Source organism: Pseudomonas sp. NBRC 111139 (assembly GCF_001753955.1).
Classification (GTDB): domain Bacteria; phylum Pseudomonadota; class Gammaproteobacteria; order Pseudomonadales; family Pseudomonadaceae; genus Aquipseudomonas; species Aquipseudomonas alloputida.
Map to the genome: position 1 here is coordinate 19,427 of NZ_BCBP01000030.1, position 18,088 is coordinate 37,514.

Annotated in this window: 17 protein-coding genes; 10 read left to right on the forward strand and 7 right to left on the reverse strand. The window is 62.5% G+C overall.

The genetic code is table 11. From position 1 onward, the window contains the following. The first annotated feature begins 39 nt into the window (after positions 1 to 39). The 3 genes from fdhD to BJQ17_RS11510 all read left to right on the forward strand — a co-directional run bounded on the left by fdhD (position 40) and on the right by BJQ17_RS11510 (position 3,897). Positions 40 to 879: a formate dehydrogenase accessory sulfurtransferase FdhD gene (gene fdhD, locus BJQ17_RS11500; protein WP_054889047.1), complete on the forward strand. Its 840-nt coding sequence runs from the start codon at positions 40 to 42 to the stop codon at positions 877 to 879. Beyond that, positions 876 to 3,221: an FdhF/YdeP family oxidoreductase gene (locus BJQ17_RS11505; protein ID WP_070096091.1), complete on the forward strand. Its 2,346-nt coding sequence runs from the start codon at positions 876 to 878 to the stop codon at positions 3,219 to 3,221. Before fdhD ends, BJQ17_RS11505 begins: the two co-directional genes overlap by 4 nt. A gap of 196 nt (positions 3,222 to 3,417) precedes the next feature. After that, positions 3,418 to 3,897 (forward strand): glycine zipper domain-containing protein, encoded by a 480-nt coding sequence (locus tag BJQ17_RS11510; RefSeq protein WP_020189999.1) that lies wholly within the window; start codon positions 3,418 to 3,420, stop codon positions 3,895 to 3,897. A gap of 56 nt (positions 3,898 to 3,953) precedes the next feature. Here the strand turns inward: BJQ17_RS11510 and BJQ17_RS11515 are convergent, their stop codons facing one another. The 3 genes from BJQ17_RS11515 to hslO all read right to left on the reverse strand — a co-directional run bounded on the left by BJQ17_RS11515 (position 3,954) and on the right by hslO (position 7,431). Further along, complete coding sequence (locus BJQ17_RS11515) at positions 3,954 to 4,394, reverse strand: thioesterase family protein (RefSeq protein WP_070096092.1); 441 nt, start codon at positions 4,392 to 4,394, stop codon at positions 3,954 to 3,956. Between the two features lie 416 nt (positions 4,395 to 4,810). Beyond that, positions 4,811 to 6,352 (reverse strand): phosphoenolpyruvate carboxykinase, encoded by a 1,542-nt coding sequence (locus BJQ17_RS11520; protein WP_003255806.1) that lies wholly within the window; start codon positions 6,350 to 6,352, stop codon positions 4,811 to 4,813. 179 nt (positions 6,353 to 6,531) lie between these two features. After that, a complete protein-coding gene (hslO, locus tag BJQ17_RS11525) occupies positions 6,532 to 7,431 on the reverse strand; it encodes an Hsp33 family molecular chaperone HslO (RefSeq protein ID WP_003255808.1) in 900 nt (299 codons plus the stop codon). Between the two features lie 120 nt (positions 7,432 to 7,551). On the opposite strand from hslO, the gene BJQ17_RS11530 reads away from it, so the two are divergent. After that, positions 7,552 to 8,346, forward strand: a complete 795-nt coding sequence (locus BJQ17_RS11530; RefSeq protein ID WP_070096093.1) for a phosphatase PAP2 family protein — start codon at positions 7,552 to 7,554, stop codon at positions 8,344 to 8,346. 27 nt (positions 8,347 to 8,373) lie between these two features. Here the strand turns inward: BJQ17_RS11530 and BJQ17_RS11535 are convergent, their stop codons facing one another. Next, positions 8,374 to 8,775 carry an RNA-binding S4 domain-containing protein gene (locus BJQ17_RS11535; RefSeq protein WP_003255812.1) on the reverse strand — a complete coding sequence of 134 codons (402 nt, stop codon included), beginning with the start codon at positions 8,773 to 8,775 and terminating at the stop codon, positions 8,374 to 8,376. 109 nt (positions 8,776 to 8,884) lie between these two features. On the opposite strand from BJQ17_RS11535, the gene BJQ17_RS11540 reads away from it, so the two are divergent. Next, positions 8,885 to 9,367: an ATP-dependent zinc protease gene (locus BJQ17_RS11540; protein WP_004576370.1), complete on the forward strand. Its 483-nt coding sequence runs from the start codon at positions 8,885 to 8,887 to the stop codon at positions 9,365 to 9,367. After that, a complete protein-coding gene (gene rimK, locus BJQ17_RS11545; RefSeq protein WP_003255817.1) occupies positions 9,364 to 10,269 on the forward strand; it encodes a 30S ribosomal protein S6--L-glutamate ligase in 906 nt (301 codons plus the stop codon). The genes BJQ17_RS11540 and rimK overlap by 4 nt, the downstream gene beginning before the upstream one ends. 97 nt (positions 10,270 to 10,366) lie before the next feature. Here the strand turns inward: rimK and BJQ17_RS11550 are convergent, their stop codons facing one another. Both BJQ17_RS11550 and ompR read right to left on the reverse strand, forming a co-directional pair. After that, the gene (locus tag BJQ17_RS11550; RefSeq protein ID WP_003255819.1) at positions 10,367 to 11,680 is read right to left on the reverse strand and encodes an ATP-binding protein; all 1,314 of its coding nucleotides are present in this window, start codon (positions 11,678 to 11,680) and stop codon (positions 10,367 to 10,369) included. A 13-nt stretch (positions 11,681 to 11,693) separates the two neighbouring features. Then, on the reverse strand, positions 11,694 to 12,434 hold the full coding sequence (ompR, locus tag BJQ17_RS11555) for a two-component system response regulator OmpR (RefSeq protein ID WP_003255821.1): 741 nt from the start codon (positions 12,432 to 12,434) through the stop codon (positions 11,694 to 11,696). 217 nt (positions 12,435 to 12,651) lie between these two features. Here ompR and BJQ17_RS11560 point away from each other — a divergent pair, with 217 nt between their 5' ends. The 4 genes from BJQ17_RS11560 (at position 12,652) to BJQ17_RS11575 (ending at position 17,722) form a co-directional block, all read left to right on the forward strand. Continuing rightward, on the forward strand, positions 12,652 to 14,976 hold the full coding sequence (locus BJQ17_RS11560) for a Tex family protein (RefSeq protein WP_004576371.1): 2,325 nt from the start codon (positions 12,652 to 12,654) through the stop codon (positions 14,974 to 14,976). Further along, positions 14,976 to 15,359 (forward strand): PaaI family thioesterase, encoded by a 384-nt coding sequence (locus BJQ17_RS11565; RefSeq protein WP_003255824.1) that lies wholly within the window; start codon positions 14,976 to 14,978, stop codon positions 15,357 to 15,359. The genes BJQ17_RS11560 and BJQ17_RS11565 overlap by 1 nt, the downstream gene beginning before the upstream one ends. 153 nt (positions 15,360 to 15,512) lie before the next feature. Continuing rightward, on the forward strand, positions 15,513 to 17,090 hold the full coding sequence (gene gshA / locus BJQ17_RS11570; RefSeq protein ID WP_029611781.1) for a glutamate--cysteine ligase: 1,578 nt from the start codon (positions 15,513 to 15,515) through the stop codon (positions 17,088 to 17,090). After that, positions 17,090 to 17,722, forward strand: a complete 633-nt coding sequence (locus tag BJQ17_RS11575) for a TetR/AcrR family transcriptional regulator (protein ID WP_070096094.1) — start codon at positions 17,090 to 17,092, stop codon at positions 17,720 to 17,722. The genes gshA and BJQ17_RS11575 overlap by 1 nt, the downstream gene beginning before the upstream one ends. Positions 17,723 to 17,869: 147 nt before the next feature. Here BJQ17_RS11575 and BJQ17_RS11580 read toward each other — a convergent pair whose 3' ends face one another. Then, the gene (locus BJQ17_RS11580) at positions 17,870 to 18,085 is read right to left on the reverse strand and encodes a molybdopterin-binding protein (protein ID WP_003255829.1); all 216 of its coding nucleotides are present in this window, start codon (positions 18,083 to 18,085) and stop codon (positions 17,870 to 17,872) included. Between the last annotated feature and the right edge of the window lie 3 nt (positions 18,086 to 18,088).

The following is an 18,088-nucleotide window of genomic DNA, read 5'->3' on the forward strand; positions in this document are numbered from 1 at the left end:
GCTTGTGCTATCAGAAAGCCGCCGGTATTCAGCGCCCCGATGAACAGCAAGCCTCCGGTCTGCGCGGCCTCATCGCCCTTGTCCATGCCCGCCGCCAGCAACACCTACGATTACGTCCAGCTCAGCGACGCCAAACGCGACAGCACCCCGCTGGCCGAGGAAGTGGCCCTGGCCATTGTCTATAACGGCCTCAACCAGGCGGTGATGCTGGTCAGTCCTACCGATCTGGAAGACTTCGCGGTCGGTTTCAGCGTCGGCAGCGGCATTGTCGAAGGCACCGCAGAAATCTACGACCTCAAGCTCTCCGGCAGCGGCTCGGCAATGTACGCCGACCTGGAAATCTCCAGCCGGGCGTTCTGGAACCTGAAAAACCAGCGTCGCCAACTGGCCGGCACCAGTGGTTGCGGCCTGTGTGGGGTCGAGGCGCTGGAGCAGGCGCTGCCGGATCTGGCCGTGTTGCCGGGTGCGCCCCTGCCCCCGGCCCAGTGGCTGGTCGGCCTGCGCGAGCGCATCGACGCCTTCCAGCCACTGGGCCAGCATTGCGGCGCCGTACATGCAGCACTGTTCATGGACCGCCAAGGTGAACTGCTGCTCGGCCGCGAAGACATCGGCCGGCACAACGCCCTCGACAAACTGATCGGAGCCCTGCTGCGGCAACGCATCGACAGCCAGGGTGGCTTGGCCATCGTCACCAGCCGCTGCAGCCTGGAGCTGATCCAGAAAGTACTGCGTGCCGGCATCCAGACCCTGGTCAGCCTGTCAGCGCCCACCGGCCTTGCCCTGCAATGGGCACGCAAGCACAACCTCAACCTTATCCATTTGCCCAAGCACAGCGCACCGCGGGTCTACAGCCCAGCGGCGGAGTCGTTACAGTCGTGACCTCGTACCAACATCTTCCGGACAACGCCCCAGCCTCCCCTCCTCGCTACAAGCCCTACCACGGTCCCGCCGGCGGTTGGGGCGCACTGCGTAGCGTGGCCAAGGCATGGGTCGGCAGCGATAACGCGCTGAAGAACATTCGCGCCCTGCTCAAGACCAACCAGAACGGCGGCTTCGACTGCCCCGGCTGCGCCTGGGGGGATTCGCCGGAAAGCGGCATGGTCAAGTTCTGCGAGAACGGCGCCAAGGCGGTGAACTGGGAAGCTACCAAGCGCCGTGTCGATGCAGCCTTCTTCGCCCGTTACAGCGTCACCTCGCTGCTGCAGCAGAGCGACTACTGGTTGGAGTACCAAGGGCGCCTGACCGAACCGATGGTCTACGACTCACCCAGCGACCGTTACCTGCCGATCAGCTGGGATGCCGCCTTCGCCCTGATTGCCCGCGAACTGAACAAGCTGGCCAACCCTGACCAGGCCGAATTCTATACCTCGGGACGTGCCAGCAACGAAGCGGCGTACCTGTACCAACTGTTCGTGCGCGCCTACGGCACCAATAACTTCCCTGACTGCTCGAACATGTGCCATGAGGCCAGCGGCGTGGCATTGGGGCAAAGCGTCGGGGTCGGCAAGGGTACAGTCACCTTCGACGACTTCGAGCACGCCGACTCTATTTTTGTCTGGGGCCAGAACCCCGGCACCAATCACCCGCGCATGCTCGACCCACTGCGCGATGCGGTAAAACGTGGCGCCCAGGTGGTGTGCATCAACCCGCTCAAGGAGCGTGGTCTGGAGCGCTTCCAGCACCCCCAGAACCCACTGGAAATGCTGACCAACAGTGACCGTCCGACCAACACCGCCTTCTTCCGCCCGGCCCTGGGTGGCGACATGGCGATGCTGCGTGGCATGGCCAAGTTCGCCCTGCAATGGGAACGCGAAGCCCAGGCCAACGGCGAACCGGCCGTGTTCGACCACGCCTTCATCGCCGAACATGGCCATGGCGTCGACGAGTACCTGGCCGTGGTGGACGCCACGCCGTGGTCGCACATCCAGGCACAGTCCGGCCTGACCTTGGCCGATATCGAACTGGCCGCGCGCATGTACTGCCGCGGCAAGCGGGTGATCATGTGCTGGGCGATGGGCATCACCCAACACCGTCATTCGGTGCCGACCATTCAGGAAATCGTCAACCTGCAGATGCTGCGTGGCAACATCGGCGTGCCCGGCGCCGGCCTGTGCCCGGTGCGTGGCCACAGCAACGTGCAGGGTGACCGCACCATGGGCATCAACGAGCGCCCGCCAGAGGCGCTGCTGGATGCCATCGAAAAGCGCTTTGGCTTCCCCGTGCCGCGGCGCAATGGCCATAACACCGTCGAAGCCATTCACGCGATGCTCGATGGCCGGGCCAAGGTTTTCATCGGCTTGGGCGGCAACTTCGCCCAAGCCACACCCGACACTGAGCGCACCGCCCAGGCGCTGCGCAACTGCGAGCTGACCGTGCACATCAGCACCAAGCTCAACCGTAGCCACCTGGTCCATGGCAAGCAGGCACTGATCCTGCCGTGCCTGGGCCGCACCGACATCGACCTGCAGGCCGACGGGCCGCAGGCAGTCACGGTGGAAGACTCGTTCAGCATGGTCCACGCTTCCAACGGCCAGCTGAAGCCGCTGTCGACGCAAATGCGCTCGGAACCTGCAGTGATCGCTGGCATCGCCGCCGCCACGCTGGGCAAGCAACCGGTGGACTGGCACTGGCTGGTGGCCGACTACGACCGCATTCGCGATCTGATCGGCGACACCATTGCCGGTTTCAGCGGCTTTAACCAGCGCCTACGTAATCCGGGTGGCTTCTATCTGGGCAACAGCGCGGCCAGCCGCGAATGGGCGACCAGCACCGGCCGCGCCAACTTCAAGGCCAACCTGCTGCCCGACACGCTGCTTGACGAACGCGTACGGGCCAGCGGCCAGTTGCCAGACTTGATCATGCAATCGATGCGCTCGCACGATCAGTACAACACCACTATCTACGGCCTGGACGACCGCTACCGCGGTGTGCGCGGCCAACGCGAGGTGCTGTTCGCCAACGAAGCCGACATCATCCGCCTGGGCTTCCAGCCGGGGCAGAAGGTCGACATCGTTTCGCTGTGGGGGGATGAACATGTGCGCCGGGTGCTAGGCTTTACCCTGCTGGCCTTCGACATACCTGCCGGGCAGGCGGCGGCGTATTACCCGGAGGTGAACCCGCTGGTGCCACTGGAGAGCATTGGTGTTGGTAGCCATACGCCAACATCGAAGTTCATTGCCATCAAGCTGGAGCGTGCGCGCGAGGACGGGCGTATCCTGTAAAAATGAAAAAAGCCCTGTTCCGTGGCGGCTCAGGGCTTTGTCATAAAGGTCTCAGACAGCCTAAAAACGATAAAGTTTCATAGTAAATACAGCAAGTTAGAGAATTGTGTACAACTCGTGTTACTCGTCGGATTTCCGTTGCCAGCCACGTCTCTTAGCTTCAAATTCGCCTCGTCATCCCTATGAGGCTCTCTTGATGAAGAAGTACTCCTCGATTCTGTTGTTGTCTTTCAGCTTGCTCAGCGGCGTTGCCATGGCAGGCGGCACCACCGAAGCCGGCATTGGCGGCGCATTGGGTGGGGTACTGGGCTCAGTGGTGGGCAACTCCATCGGTGGCAGCACCGGCGGCGCCATTGGTGCCGGTCTGGGCGGTGCGGCAGGCGGCGCATTGGGTGCCGACAAGCGCCAGCGCGGTGAGGCTGCTATTGGCGGCGCGCTGGGTGCTGCCGGCGGTAACGTGGTTGGTCGCTCGGTGGGTGGCACCACCGGTAGCTACATTGGCGCAGCAGCCGGCGGTGGCGCCGGTGGTGCACTGGGTAACTACATGGGCAACAAGGCCGACGAAGACGAACGCCACGAGAATCGCCGCTACCGTCGCGACTACGACGACCGTCGCCACTGGGACCGTGGCCGCCACTACGGCCACCGCAAGCACAAGCGCCACTGGCGCGACTAATGCCTGAGGGCCCTGCCCCCGGCAACAAAAGCCCCGCCCCTGCCAGCGGGGCTTTTTTATGCCTGCTGCTCCAGCACGAGGCCGGACAGGATCACCTGCAGCGCCTCTGGCAACGCCACAGGCCGGCCACTGGCGCGCTCAATGAACACCTGCACCACCGTGCCTGCCGCGCACGCGTCGGATTCGCCCGGGCGGTACAGCGCCAGCCGGTACTCTACCGTGCTGCCCGCCAGACGCGTCACTCCCAACCCCACTTCCAACAAATCCGGGAAGCCCGGTAGCGCGTAGAAATCCGCAGCTGAACTGACCACGAAGGCGGCCAGTTCACCGTGCCGCAGGTCCAGTTCCGCCTGCTCGACGAGAAACGCCTGTATCGCGGTTTCGAAGAAACCGTGCACCGTTGCACCGGCGATGTGGCCGTTCAGGTCGTTGTCCTGGGGGCGGGTAAGGATCGGGTGGAAGTGGGAGAAGGCAGTGCGCTGAGGGGCTTCGGTCATCTGGCTGGCTCTTGTCTTCGCTATGGATGCCGACAGTGAAACAGAAAAAACAGACTTTCGCTGCCTATGCGGGCCCCTTCGCGGGCAAGCCCGCTCCTACAACGGCCTGCGCTCACCACCGATCAGTGTGTAGGAGCGGGTTTACCCGCGAATACGATGGCGGCTGCGACGGTGAACCACGGGTGGAAATTGGCCAGCAGGTCCGGCCCTTTCGCGGGTAAACCCGCTCCTACACGACGGCCTGCGCTCACCACCAATCAGTATGTAGGAGCGGGTTTACCCGCGAATACGATGGCGGCTGCGACGGTGAACCACGGGTGGAAATTGGCCAGCAGGTCCGGCCCTTTCGCGGGCAAGCCCGCATCCACAAAAAAGCCGCCCCTGGGGGCGGCTTTCTCGTTGCGGCTGGGCTCGGCTTACAGCTGCGGGCCAGCGGCTTTGATGGCGTCGGAAACTTCGAACTTCTTGAAGTTTTCGATGAACAGCTTGGCCAGACCTTTGGCAGCCTCGTCGTAGGCCGCTTTGTCAGCCCAGTTGGTGCGCGGGTTGAGCAGTTCGGTTTCAACGCCCGGAACGGCCTTCGGCACGTCCAGGTTGATGATGTCCAGGTGCTCGGTTTCGGCACCGACCAATGCGCCGCTCTGGATGGCAGCGATCACGGCACGGGTAGTGGGGATGCTGAAGCGCTTGCCAACGCCGTAGCCACCACCAGTCCAGCCGGTGTTGACCAGGTAGACCTTGGAGTTGAAACCATTGATACGCTTGATCAGCAGCTCAGCGTACTCGCCAGCCGGACGCGGGAAGAACGGTGCGCCGAAGCAGGTGGAGAAGGTCGACTTGATGCCGCCGCCCGAGCCCATTTCAGTGGAACCGACCAGCGCGGTGTAGCCGGACAGGAAGTGGTAGGCCGCCTGCTCGTTGTTCAGGATCGAAACCGGAGGCAGAACACCTGTCAGGTCGCAGGTGAGGAAGATCACTGCGTTAGGCTCGCCGCCCAGGTTCGCTTCCGAACGCTTGGCAACGTGCTCCAGCGGGTAGGCCGCACGGCTGTTCTGAGTCAGGCTGACGTCGGTGTAATCGGCGTGCTTGTTGGCGTCGAGAACGACGTTTTCCAGTACTGCCCCGTGCTTGATGGCTTTCCAGATGACCGGCTCGTTCTTTTCGGACAAGTCGATGCACTTGGCGTAGCAGCCGCCTTCCATGTTGAAGACTACGCCTTCGCCCCAACCGTGCTCGTCGTCACCGATCAGGTAACGGCTTTCGTCAGCCGAAAGGGTGGTCTTGCCAGTGCCGGACAGGCCGAAGAACAAGGTCACATCGCCTTCTTCGCCGATGTTGGCTGCGCAGTGCATTGGCAGTACGTCGGCAGCCGGCAGCAGGAAGTTCTGCACCGAGAACATGGCTTTCTTCATTTCGCCGGCGTAGCGCATGCCAGCGATCAGCACTTTCTTCTGGGCGAAGTTGATGATCACGCAACCGTCGGAGTTGGTGCCGTCACGCTCAGGCTCGCACACGAAGTTGGCGACGTTGAGGATCTGCCACTGGTCGCGGCCAGCCGGGTTGAACTGCTCCGGGTTGATGAACAGGCAACGACCGAACAGGTTCTGCCAGGCAGTCTGGGTGGTCATCTTCACCGGCAGGTAGTGCTCGGCTGCGGCCCCTACGTGAACATAGGAAACGAAGTGATCCTGGGCGTTGTTGAACGCCTCGACGCGAGCCCACAGGGCATCGAACTTGTCAGCCGGGAACTTGCGGTTGATCGGGCCCCAGGAAATGGCGTCCTGGGTGGAAGGTTCTTCGACGATGAAACGGTCAGCCGGCGAGCGGCCAGTACGGTGACCAGTCTCCACGACCAGTGCGCCAGTATCGGCTAGTACGCCTTCACCGCGTTGCAGCGCTTCTTTTACCAGCTCATCGACGCTCAGGTCGGTGTACACGGTGTTGTTGGCTTGCGTCATGAGATACCCCATCCGGCCCGAGGCCGAGTGCTCCAAACGTTTTGTAGTTGTCTTGAAAAAACTACTACAGCGAAAAAAGTGGCCGGATTATGCCAGAAACGCCCAAAAAAAGTAGGCCCCTCCTGTCAGAACTGCGCTTTTGCGCAATTCGACAGGAGATTATCCTGTGATTTAACGTTTCAGTGACGAGTTTCTGAGGCCACGTCAGTACCGCCACCCGCAAACAGTTGCGCCACATCGCTGGCATCGAAGAAGTAGCGCTCGTTGCAGAACTGGCAATCGATCTCTACCGTCCCGCCACATTCGTCCACCAGCGCCTTGGCGTCGTGTTCGCCCAGACTGACCAGCGCATTGCCGGAGCGTTCCCGCGAACAGCTGCAATTGAAGCGCAGTGGCTGGATATCGAACAGGCGCACGGCGTCTTCGTGGTACAGGCGGTGCAGCAGGGTTTCGTTGCCCTCTGTCCACTCTTCAGGCTTGAGCGTCTTGGCCAGGGCCACCACGTGCTGCCAGCTGTCTTCGCGCTCTTCATCATCCGGCTGGCGATCACGCGGCAGTTGCTGCAGCAACAGCCCACGGGCCTTGCCGCCTGCGGCATTGAGCCAGAAACGGGTATTGAGCTGCTGCGACTGGACGAAGTAGCTGGTGAAACATTCCGACAGGTTGGCGCCATCGAGGTCGACGGTCCCCTGATAGCGCTGGCCCTTGACCGGGTCGATGGTCAGGGTCAGGTGGCCGTCGGGCATCAGCTGCGACAGGGTGGCATCAGCCGAAATCTGGTCCGCTTCGTAGCGGGCCATGCCGCGGATCTCGCGGTCGCTGGAGCATTCCACCATCAGCAGCGGAATCGGCCCAGCCGAACGCGCCTGCAGAATCAGCAAGCCATCGAACTTCATCGCACCCACCAGCAAGGCGGTGGCGGCCATCAACTCACCGAGCAGCACCTTGACCGGCTGGGGGTACTCATGACGCGCCAACACCGCGGCGTAGCTGTCATCGAGAGACACCCACTCGCCGCGCACATCGCGCTCGTCGAAGAGGAAACGTTGGGTGAAATCTGTATCAGGCAAATCGCTCATAGGTTTCGGCTATCTAAAAAATGATGACAAAATGGTTACAAGGGTTGTCGAGAATCGGCGAGAACCCGTGACAGAGCGCTCACAAGGCGCTCCGATTCCTGTTTGCAATAGAGGTATTTTATGGACAATCGACCACTGTTCCAAGCAAGGTGGTCCTGGGGGCCATTGGCAGCCTGTACGCTGCTTCCCATCGCTCTACTGTGTTTCTGGTTATGGCCTTTTGGCCAGATCCTGTGCCTGACTTTCGACGAGTGGCTGTTCCGCAGCCTGAACGCGCCGCTGGCCGATAGCACCACCTGGCGCTACATCTGGACCATCGGCAGCCTACGCCCGTTCGACATCGTCGTCGGCCTGATCCTGCTCGCTGTGCTCATTCGTGGTGACTGGGTGTTCAAGGCCGCTCAGGTTCGCCAGGCATTTTTCGGCTTTCTGGTCACGCTACTCCTCTTAGTGGTGATTCGCGCGCTGTTTTCCAAGTGGGTGGATGCAGCCGGGTGGCAACACAAGAGCCCATCGATGATCTTCGACGACGTCGTGCACCTGAGTGACTATTACCCGACCCTGGAGGCGGCCTGGGAACTCAAGGACCGTTCCAGCAAAAGTTTCCCGGGTGATCACGCCTCGGTGCTGCTGATCTGGGCGCTGTTCATGAGCGTGTTCAGCCGCCGCCTTATGCAATACCTGGTGGTCTGGGGGCTCGCAGCGCTGTTCATGCTGCCGCGCCTGGTGGCCGGTGCCCACTGGGGGCAGGACGACTACATCGGCGGCTTGCTGATGGCCGTACTGGCGTTGGGCTGGAGCTACTACACGCCCCTGGCGGCCAAAGGCAGCGAGGCGTTGATGCGCTGGACAGCGCCGTTGTTCAAGCTGCTGTCCACGTTACCGCTGGTCGGACGAATGGCGGTGTTGCGCTAGATTCCTGGGGCTGCGCAGCAGCCCCATTCAATCGTAACTTCCATGCAGCTGGTGAATCTGCCGCCGCTGCTTCTTGGTCGGCCGGCCATCGGTGGTCACGCCCATGGCCCCGGCCTTACGCATCTCAGCCGCCTGTTCACGGCGACGCACACTTTCTTCGGTTTCCTCGTACAACGCCTGCGCCTCTGGGGCACCACGACGCACCACCGACAGCGCCTTCACCACCACCGTGCGCTCATCGAAGCCGGTACGCAGTACGAACTCGTCGCCCACCCGCGGCTCTTTGCCCGGCTTGCAACGCTCGCCCCGGCAATGCACCTTGCCACTCTCGATCGCCGCCTTGGCCAGCGCTCGCGTCTTGTAGAAGCGCGCCGCCCACAACCATTTGTCCAGGCGAACCTTGTCGTCGTCTTCGGCTTTTTGTGCCATCCCGTTACCTCGGATTCTGTCTTTCATCGAACTGTACTACCTTCACATACGGATGCAAAAAGTCCCCGCCGTGCTTAAAGTTCTCCACCTCATTCGCAGGGTGCGCTTCGTGAAGACATTTGACCATTTGACTGTGATCGGCCTGCGCGAGTGGGTCGCCCTGCCTGACCTCGGCGTGGCCGGGCTGCGCGCCAAGATCGACACCGGTGCCAGCACGTCGAGCCTGCATGCCACCGAAGTGGAACCCTTCGAGCGCGACGGCCAGCCCTGGGTTCGCTTCACTGCGCACCTGGGCTCGGTGGTGCAGTTGCGCCACCGCCGCTGCGAGGCACCGTTGGTGACGATGAAGACCATCAAAAGCTCCAACGGCCACGCCCAGACCCGCTACGTCATCCGCACGTCACTGGCGCTGGGTGATGGTGTGTGGGAGGTGGAGTTCACCCTGGCCTGCCGCAAGAACATGCGCTACCGCCTGTTGCTTGGCTCCAAGGCCCTGATTCACGGCCAGCTGGTAGTGAACCCAGGCCTGAAATACGTACAAGACAAACCGGCCTTCCCGGCCACCCTTTCCCCTGTCACAGGTGCTGCATGAAGATCGCTGTGCTGTCGCGCAATCCGCGTCTGTATTCCACCCGCCGCCTGGTCGAAGCCGGTACCCAGCGTGGCCACGAAATGGTGGTGATCGATACCCTGCGGGCATACATGAACATTGCCAGCCACAAGCCGCAGATCCACTACCGCGGCAAGCCGCTGGAAGGCTTCGATGCCGTGATCCCGCGCATAGGTGCTTCGGTTACGTTCTATGGCTGCGCGGTGCTGCGCCAGTTCGAAATGATGGGCGTCTACCCGCTCAACGAGTCGGTAGCCATTGCCCGCTCGCGCGACAAGCTGCGCTCGTTGCAGCTGTTGTCGCGGCGCGGCATCGGCTTGCCGATCACCGGTTTCGCCCACTCGCCGGATGACATCCCCGACTTGATCCAGATGGTCAACGGTGCCCCGCTGGTGATCAAGGTACTGGAAGGCACCCAGGGCATTGGCGTGGTGCTGTGCGAAACGCCCCAGGCGGCCGAGTCGGTGATCGAAGCGTTCATGGGCCTCAAGCAGAACATCATGGTGCAGGAGTACATCAAGGAGGCCGGTGGCGCAGATATCCGATGCTTCGTGGTAGGCGACAAAGTGATTGCCTCGATGAAGCGTCAGGCCAAACCGGGCGAGTTCCGCTCCAACCTGCACCGGGGTGGCGTCGCCAGCCTGATAAAAATCACCCCAGAAGAGCGCATCACCGCCATCCGGGCGGCCAAGGTGATGGGGTTGAGCGTGGCGGGTGTGGATATCCTGCGTTCCAACCACGGGCCGTTGGTGATGGAGGTAAACTCGTCGCCAGGGCTGGAGGGCATTGAAGTCACCACCGGCAAGAACGTCGCCGGGATGATCATCGAGCACCTGGAGAAGAATGGCGGGCCCAATCAGACCCGGACCAAGGGCAAAGGCTGATTCAAGCCTGTGCCCGCCTCTTCGCGGCTAAGCCGCTGCCACAGGTACTGCACAATCCCTGTAGGAGCGACTTTAACCGCGAAGAGGCCAGTGAGCCTCACACAGCATTACGCGGCAGCAGCAGCCCCAGCGGCAACCTGACCCGCGCCTCGATCCCGCCGCCAGACCGGTTACGCAACTCCACGTTCCCGCCATGTTGCGCAGCAATCCGCTTCACGATCGCCAACCCCAACCCGGTGCCCTTGCCGCCCCGCGCCCGGTCACCGCGAATGAACGGGTTGAAAATGGTTTCCAGCTCCGACTCGTCAATACCGGTGCCCCGGTCCAGCACACTGAGCACCACATACGGCGCACTCTCATCACCTGATACATAGGCAGCCACCTCGACCCCCTTGCCAGCATGGTGCAGGGCGTTGCCGATCAGGTTGCCCAGCATGCGCTTGAGCGAAACCCGGCGCAGCGGGAACGGTGGAATCGGCTCCAGGCACAGGCGCACACGCTCTTCCGGCTGGTTGTACGGAGCCACCACCTCACGCACCAAGTCAGCAAGGTCGACCTCCTCCACCGGCTCGTCGCGGCCATCGCGGATGAAGGCCAGGAACTGATCGAGAATCGCGTCCATGTCCTCGATATCGCGAACCATGTCATCGCTCAGCTCGTTGTCGCTGTTCAGCAAGGACAGCGACAGACGCAGGCGCGTCAGTGGCGTGCGCAAGTCGTGGGAAACCCCGGCCAGCATCAACTCGCGCTCGCGCCCGGCCTGCTCGACATCCTCGGCCATCTGGTTGAACGCCTTGTACACCTCGGTCATCTCGCTGGGGGTATCGCTGATCGGCAGGCGCACACTGCGCCCCTGGCCAAGCTGGCGGGCGGCGAACACCAAGCGTTTGAGCGGCTGGTTGAGCTGACGCACAAAAATCCACGCCGATGCTGTGGACAACAAGCCAATGGCCAGGAACCAGCCCAGCACGTTCCAGATCTTCTGCCCACGCAATGGGTGCGGGTACAGCGGCACTTTCAGCCAACCCGGCCCCAGGCTTGGCGCATTGACCCACAACGCGGGCGGTGCATGAATGCGCAGCCGCACTTCGGTGTCGTCACCCAGCTCGGCCTGCATCTGCCGTTGGTAGATTTCACTGTAGGGCCAATGCTGCTCGCCTTCGGGCACACCCGAGCCGGTCACCCGGATAAGGCCTGCCGCCTCGGCGATCTTGTCGCGGTTTTCTTCGTCGGCGGCCCAATAGGCGCGCAAGGTCAGCGCTACACCATGGCTGTACTGACGGTCGACCAGCACGTCCTCGTTCATCAGCAGGTAGACCAGGGTCAGCGCCTTGGAGAACAGAACGACGATCAACACCAGCCACAGGGTGCGGGCGAAGAAACTTTGCGGAAACCAGAGCGGTGTTTTCATCGACGTTCAGGCATCATTTTCCGGCGTTTCCGTCCGGTACGAACACGTAGCCGACGCCCCAGACGGTCTGGATGTAACGCGGCTTGGACGGGTCCGGCTCGATCATGCGACGCAGGCGTGAGATCTGCACATCGATGGAGCGCTCCAGCGCATCCCATTCGCGGCCGCGCGCCAGGTTCATCAGCTTGTCGCGGGTCAACGGCTCCCGGGCGTGCATCACCAGGGCCTTGAGCACGGCGAACTCGCCGGTGGTGAGCATGTGCACTTCGTTGCCGCGCTTGAGCTCGCGGGTGGCCAGCGACAGCTCATAGTCGCCAAAGGTGACCGACTCGTCTTCGCTGCCCGGCGCTCCCGGCACGCTCGGCGCCTGGCGACGCAGCACCGCCTTGACCCGGGCCATCAGTTCGTCCGGGTTGAACGGTTTGCCCAGGTAGTCGTCGGCGCCCAGCTCCAGGCCCTTGATGCGGCTGAGCTCGTCGCCCTTGGCGGTCAGCATGATGATCGGGATCTGGTTGTTCTGCTGGCGCAGGCGCTTGCAGGCGGACAGACCATCCTCGCCTGGCAGCATCAGGTCGAGCACCACCAGGTTGAACACCTCGCGCTGCAGCAGGCGATCCATCTGCTCGGTGTTGGGCACTGCACGGGCACGGTAGCCCTTGCTGGTGAAGAAACGTTCCAGCAGGCTGCTAAGCCCCGGATCGTCGTCGACGATGAGAATCTTGTCACCTTCAGCGGTGTTTGGCGTGCCGGTCATGAATAACTCCTCTGATATCGCCGCGCATTATGGCGTAGCCATTGCTGCACGTTGCGTGAGCATTGTTAGCAGATTTTTCCCCCGGCGCCAGTTCCGGCTGGCCGGGCGCCATCACCGCAAGCCGTTTGCGATGGGTATAATGCGCGGCTTTCATCCAGCGCCGCCGGGCAAAAAGCCCACAGGCGACCCCCGTATTCACAAATGTCAGGTGGTTTACATGGACAGCATCAACAGCCGTATCGCCGAGGAACTGGGCGTACGCCCGCAGCAGGTCGAGGCGGCCGTGAGCCTGTTGGACGAAGGCTCGACCGTGCCCTTCATCGCCCGCTACCGCAAGGAAGTGACCGGTAGCCTTGACGACACTCAGTTGCGCCACCTGGAAGAGCGCCTGCGCTACCTGCGCGAACTCGACGAGCGCCGCGCCAGCATCCTTTCCAGCATCGAGGAACAGGGCAAGCTGACCCCGGAACTGGCCCGCGAGATCAAGCTGGCCGACACCAAGACCCGCCTCGAAGACCTTTACCTGCCCTACAAGCAGAAACGCCGCACCAAGGGCCAGATCGCCCTGGAAGCCGGCCTCGGCGAACTGGCCGATGGCCTGTTCAACGACCCGACCCTGGCCCCGGAAAGCGAAGCCGCACGCTTCGTCAACGTCGAAAAGGGCGTGGCCGACGTCAAGGCCGCGCTGGAAGGCGCCAAATACATCCTGATGGAGCGCTTTGCCGAAGACGCCGCCCTGCTCGACAAGCTGCGCAGCTATCTCAAGCAGGAAGCCGTGCTCAGCGCCCGCGTCGTGGCTGGCAAGGAAGAAGAAGGCGCCAAGTTCCGCGACTACTTCGCTCATGACGAGCTGCTGCGTACTGCGCCATCGCACCGTGCCCTGGCGATCTTCCGCGGGCGCAACGAAGGCGTGTTGAGCGTCTCGCTGAAGGTCGGCGAAGAACTGCCCGGCACCCTGCACCCGTGCGAACTGATGATCGGCAACCACGTCGGCATCGAAAACCGCAGCCGACCCGCCGACAAGTGGCTGGGAGAAGTGGTGCGCTGGACCTGGAAGGTCAAGCTGTACACCCACCTGGAGACCGACCTGTTCGGCGAGCTGCGTGACAATGCCGAAGGCGAGGCGATCAACGTGTTCGCCCACAACCTGCACGATCTGCTGCTGGCCGCCCCGGCCGGCCCCCGCGCCACCCTGGGCTTCGACCCAGGCCTGCGTACGGGCTGCAAGATCGCCGTGGTCGACGCAACCGGCAAGCTGCTGGACCACACCACGGTCTACCCGCACGCGCCGAAGAACGACTGGGACCGCACCATTTCCATCATGGCCGCACTGTGCGCCAAACACTCGGTGGAGCTGATCGCCATCGGCAACGGTACCGCCAGCCGCGAAAGCGACAAGCTGGTGGCCGAGCTGGTCAAGAAATATCCAGCCCTGAAAATCACCAAGATCATGGTCTCCGAAGCCGGTGCTTCGGTGTACTCGGCATCGGAACTGGCCGCCCGCGAGTTCCCGGACCTGGACGTGTCGATCCGCGGCGCCGTGTCGATCGCCCGTCGCCTGCAGGATCCGCTGGCCGAACTGGTGAAGATCGATCCGAAATCCATCGGTGTCGGCCAGTACCAGCACGACGTGTCCCAGCTGAAACTGGCACGTGGCCTGGACGCGGTGGTCGAGGACTGTGTGAACGCCGTGGGCGTGGACGTGAACACCGCTTCGGTGGCGCTGCTGACGCGCATCTCCGGCCTCAATGCCACGCTGGCACAGAACATCGTCGCCCACCGCGATGCCAATGGTCCGTTTGCCACCCGTGCAGCGCTGAAAAAGGTTAGCCGCCTGGGTGAGAAAACCTTCGAGCAGGCCGCCGGCTTCCTGCGTGTGATGAACGGCGACAACCCGCTGGACGCCTCTGCGGTGCACCCTGAGGCTTACCCGCTGGTGCAGCGCATTGCTGCCGATACCGACCGCGACATCCGCTCGCTGATTGGTGACAGCAGCTTCCTCAAGCGCCTGGACCCGAAAAAGTTCACCGACGAAACCTTCGGCCTGCCAACTGTCACCGACATCCTGCAAGAGCTGGACAAGCCCGGCCGCGACCCGCGTCCGGAGTTCAAGACCGCCACCTTCCAGGACGGCGTCGAAGACCTCAAGGACCTGGAACCGGGCATGATCCTCGAAGGCGTGGTGACCAACGTTACCAACTTCGGTGCCTTCGTCGACATCGGCGTGCACCAGGATGGCCTGGTGCATATCTCGGCGCTGTCGGAGAAGTTCGTCAAAGACCCGCGTGAAGCGGTCAAGGCCGGCGATGTGGTCAAGGTCAAGGTCATGGAAGTGGACATCCCGCGCAAACGCGTCGGCCTGTCCATGCGCATGAGCGACACCCCGGGCGAGAAGGTCGAAGGCAACCGCGGTGGTAACCGCGGCAATGGTGGCAGCCGCCAGCAGCAGGCTCCGCGCCAGCGTGAAACCGCCACGGCTGCGCCGGCCAACAATGCCATGGCCTCGCTGTTCGCCAACGCCAAGCAATTGAAGAAGAAGTAATGGACGTACCACGCGAATACGTCGAAAGCGCCTTCAGCCAACTGCTGGGCTGCCGCCTGCAACACCTGGACACAGGTGTTGCCGAGGTAGCCCTGGCGCTGGAGCCCCAGTTGCGCAACCGTGGCCAGAAGCTGCACGGCGGGGCGATCTTCAGCCTGGTGGATATCGCCATGGGCCTGGCCTGCTCGGCCAGCCATGGCTTTGACCAGCAAAGCGTCACCATCGAGTGCAAGATCAACTACATGCGTGCCGTCAGCGACGGCGAAGTGCTGTGCACCGCCCGCGTGCTGCACGCCGGGCGGCGCACCCTGGTGGTCGACGCCGACGTAGTTCAGGGCGACAAGCTGGTGGCCAAAGCGCAAGGAACCTTCGCGGTTCTCTAGCTCACCAAGCAGTATCTGCGGTATTTTCAGCAGTGCGCTGGCACTGCTGGAACCGCGTAAACCAGGCGACAACGCCAGTTCCTTTCTTCCTACCCTTGTAGACCGTTATCTCTACCCCCATATTGGGGCGACTGACGCGTGAAGGAATACATCTTGAGCGAACTCCTCAACCGCCGCCTGAGCCTGCTCGGCGCCAATCTCCCCCTGCTCAAGCAGTGCCTGCACGGTATTGAGCGCGAATGCCTGCGCGTGACCGATGAAGGTCGCCTGGCCCAGACCCCGCACCCGGAAGCACTGGGATCGGCGCTGACCAACGAGCAGATCACCACCGACTATTCCGAGTCGCTGCTGGAGTTCATCACCCCGGCCCTGGCCGATCCGGCCAAGGTGCTCGAAAGCCTCGAAGAGACCCACCGTTTCGTCTACAGCAAGCTGGGCGACGAATACCTGTGGAGCCCGTCGATGCCGTGCACGCTGCCGGCCGAGGAGGACATCCCGATCGCCGAGTACGGCAGCTCGAATATCGGCAAGCTCAAACACGTCTACCGCAAGGGCCTGGCCCTGCGTTACGGCCGCACCATGCAGTGCATCGCCGGTATTCATTACAACTTCTCGCTGCCCGAAGCGCTTTGGCCACTGCTGCGCGAAGCCGAAGGCAGTACGGAAAATGACCGCGACTACCAGTCGTCGGCCTACATCGCGCTGATTCGTAACTTCCGCCGCTACAGCTGGCTGCTGATGTACCTGTTCGGCGCCTCGCCGGCCCTGGACAAAGGCTTCCTGCGTGGCCGCCCGCACCAGCTCGAAGAGCTGGATGCCGAAACCCTGTTCCTGCCTTATGCCACCAGCCTGCGCATGAGCGACCTGGGTTACCAGAGCAACGCCCAGGCCGGCCTGACGCCCTGCTACAACAACCTGGCCAGCTACACCGACAGCCTGCGCAAGGCCGTTGGCACGCCCTACCCGCCTTACGTTGAAATCGGCACGCATGTGGATGGCGAGTGGGTTCAGCTGAACACCAACATTCTGCAGATCGAAAACGAGTACTACTCGAACATCCGCCCCAAGCGCGTCACCTACACCGGCGAGCGGCCGATCCAGGCTCTGACCTCGCGGGGCGTGCAGTATGTGGAAGTGCGTTGCCTGGACATCAACCCGTTCCTGCCGGTCGGTATCGACCTGACCGAGGCGCGCTTCCTCGACGCATTCCTGCTGTTCTGCGCCTTGGAAGACAGCCCGCAACTGGACAACGGTGAGTGCGGCCAGTGCACCAGCAACTTCCTGACCGTGGTCAAGGAAGGTCGTCGTCCGGGCCTGGAGTTGCACCGCAATGGCCAGCCGATCAGCCTGAAAGACTGGGCCAGCGAGCTGATCGAGCGTATCCGCCAATTGGCCAATCTGCTCGACCAGGCGCAAGGTTCTGATGAGCACGCCAAGGCCCTGGATGCGCAGCAGGCCAAGGTCGACGACACCTCGCTGACCCCGTCGGCCCAGGTGCTGGCACGCATGACCGAGCATGACGAGAGTTTCGTCCAGTTCTCGCTGCGCCAGAGCCGTGTGCACGCCGAGACTTTCCGCGAGCAACCGCTAAGCAACGAAAAGCAGCAAGCATTCGAGACGCTGGCCCGAGAGTCGCTCGCCAGGCAGTCCGAGCTGGAGCGAGACGAAGTCGGTGATTTCGACCTGTTCGTCGGCGCCTACCAGGCCAGCATCCTGGCAATCAGCAGCTGATGAACCGCACCGCCACCCCGCGCAAACCGCGCGCCAGCAGCCAGGCCAGGATCGAGGCGATCCTGGCGGCTGCGCGTGAGCTGTTGGCCGAGCAAGGGGTGGCAGCACTTTCTATCTACAGCGTGGCCGAGCGGGCGCAGATTCCGCCTTCGTCGGTGTATCACTTTTTCGCCAGCGTGCCGGCCTTGCTGGAGGCACTTACTGCAGATGTGCACCGGGCGTTTCGCGAAGCCCTGAGCGCACCGATCGACAGCAGCGCGCTCAGCACCTGGCACGAACTGTCACGGCTGATCGAACAACGCATGCTTGATATCTATAACGAGGATGCAGCGGCGCGGCAGTTGATCCTGGCGCAGCATGGCCTGAGCGAGGTGGTGCAGGCCGACCGGCAGCACGACATGGAACTGGGCGACTTGATGCACACGTTGTTCGACCAGCATTTTCACCTGCCGGTGATGCCACTGGATGTGGACGTGTTTGCCTTGGCCATGGAATTGAGCGACCGGGTGTATGCGCGGTCAGTGCAGTTGCACGAGGCGATCACCCTGCGCATGGCCGAGGAAGGCAAGCGGGTGTTCGAGGCGTATCTAGGGTTGTACCTGCCGCCGTTTCTGGCCAAGCGTTCCCGCTGAATCGTGGGGCCGCGTTGCGCGCCCTTCGCGGGTGAACCCGCTCCTACACGCCCCGCGTTAACCCTGAGGTTTGCTGGTGCGCGGTCGACGTAGGAGCGGGTTCACCCGCGAAGGGCTGCAAAGCAGCCCCAATATCGACCCGCCGCATCACAGCTTGGCGATAGACACTTCAGTCGACTTCACAAAGGCAATCACTTCACTGCCCACCTGCAACTCCAGCTCACGCACGGAACGGGTGGTAATCACCGAAGTGACGATACCCGAAGCCGTCTGCACGTCGATTTCCGACAGTACCGGGCCTTCGAGGATTTCTTTCACAGTACCTTTGAACTGGTTGCGAACATTGATGGCTTTGATAGTCATGGT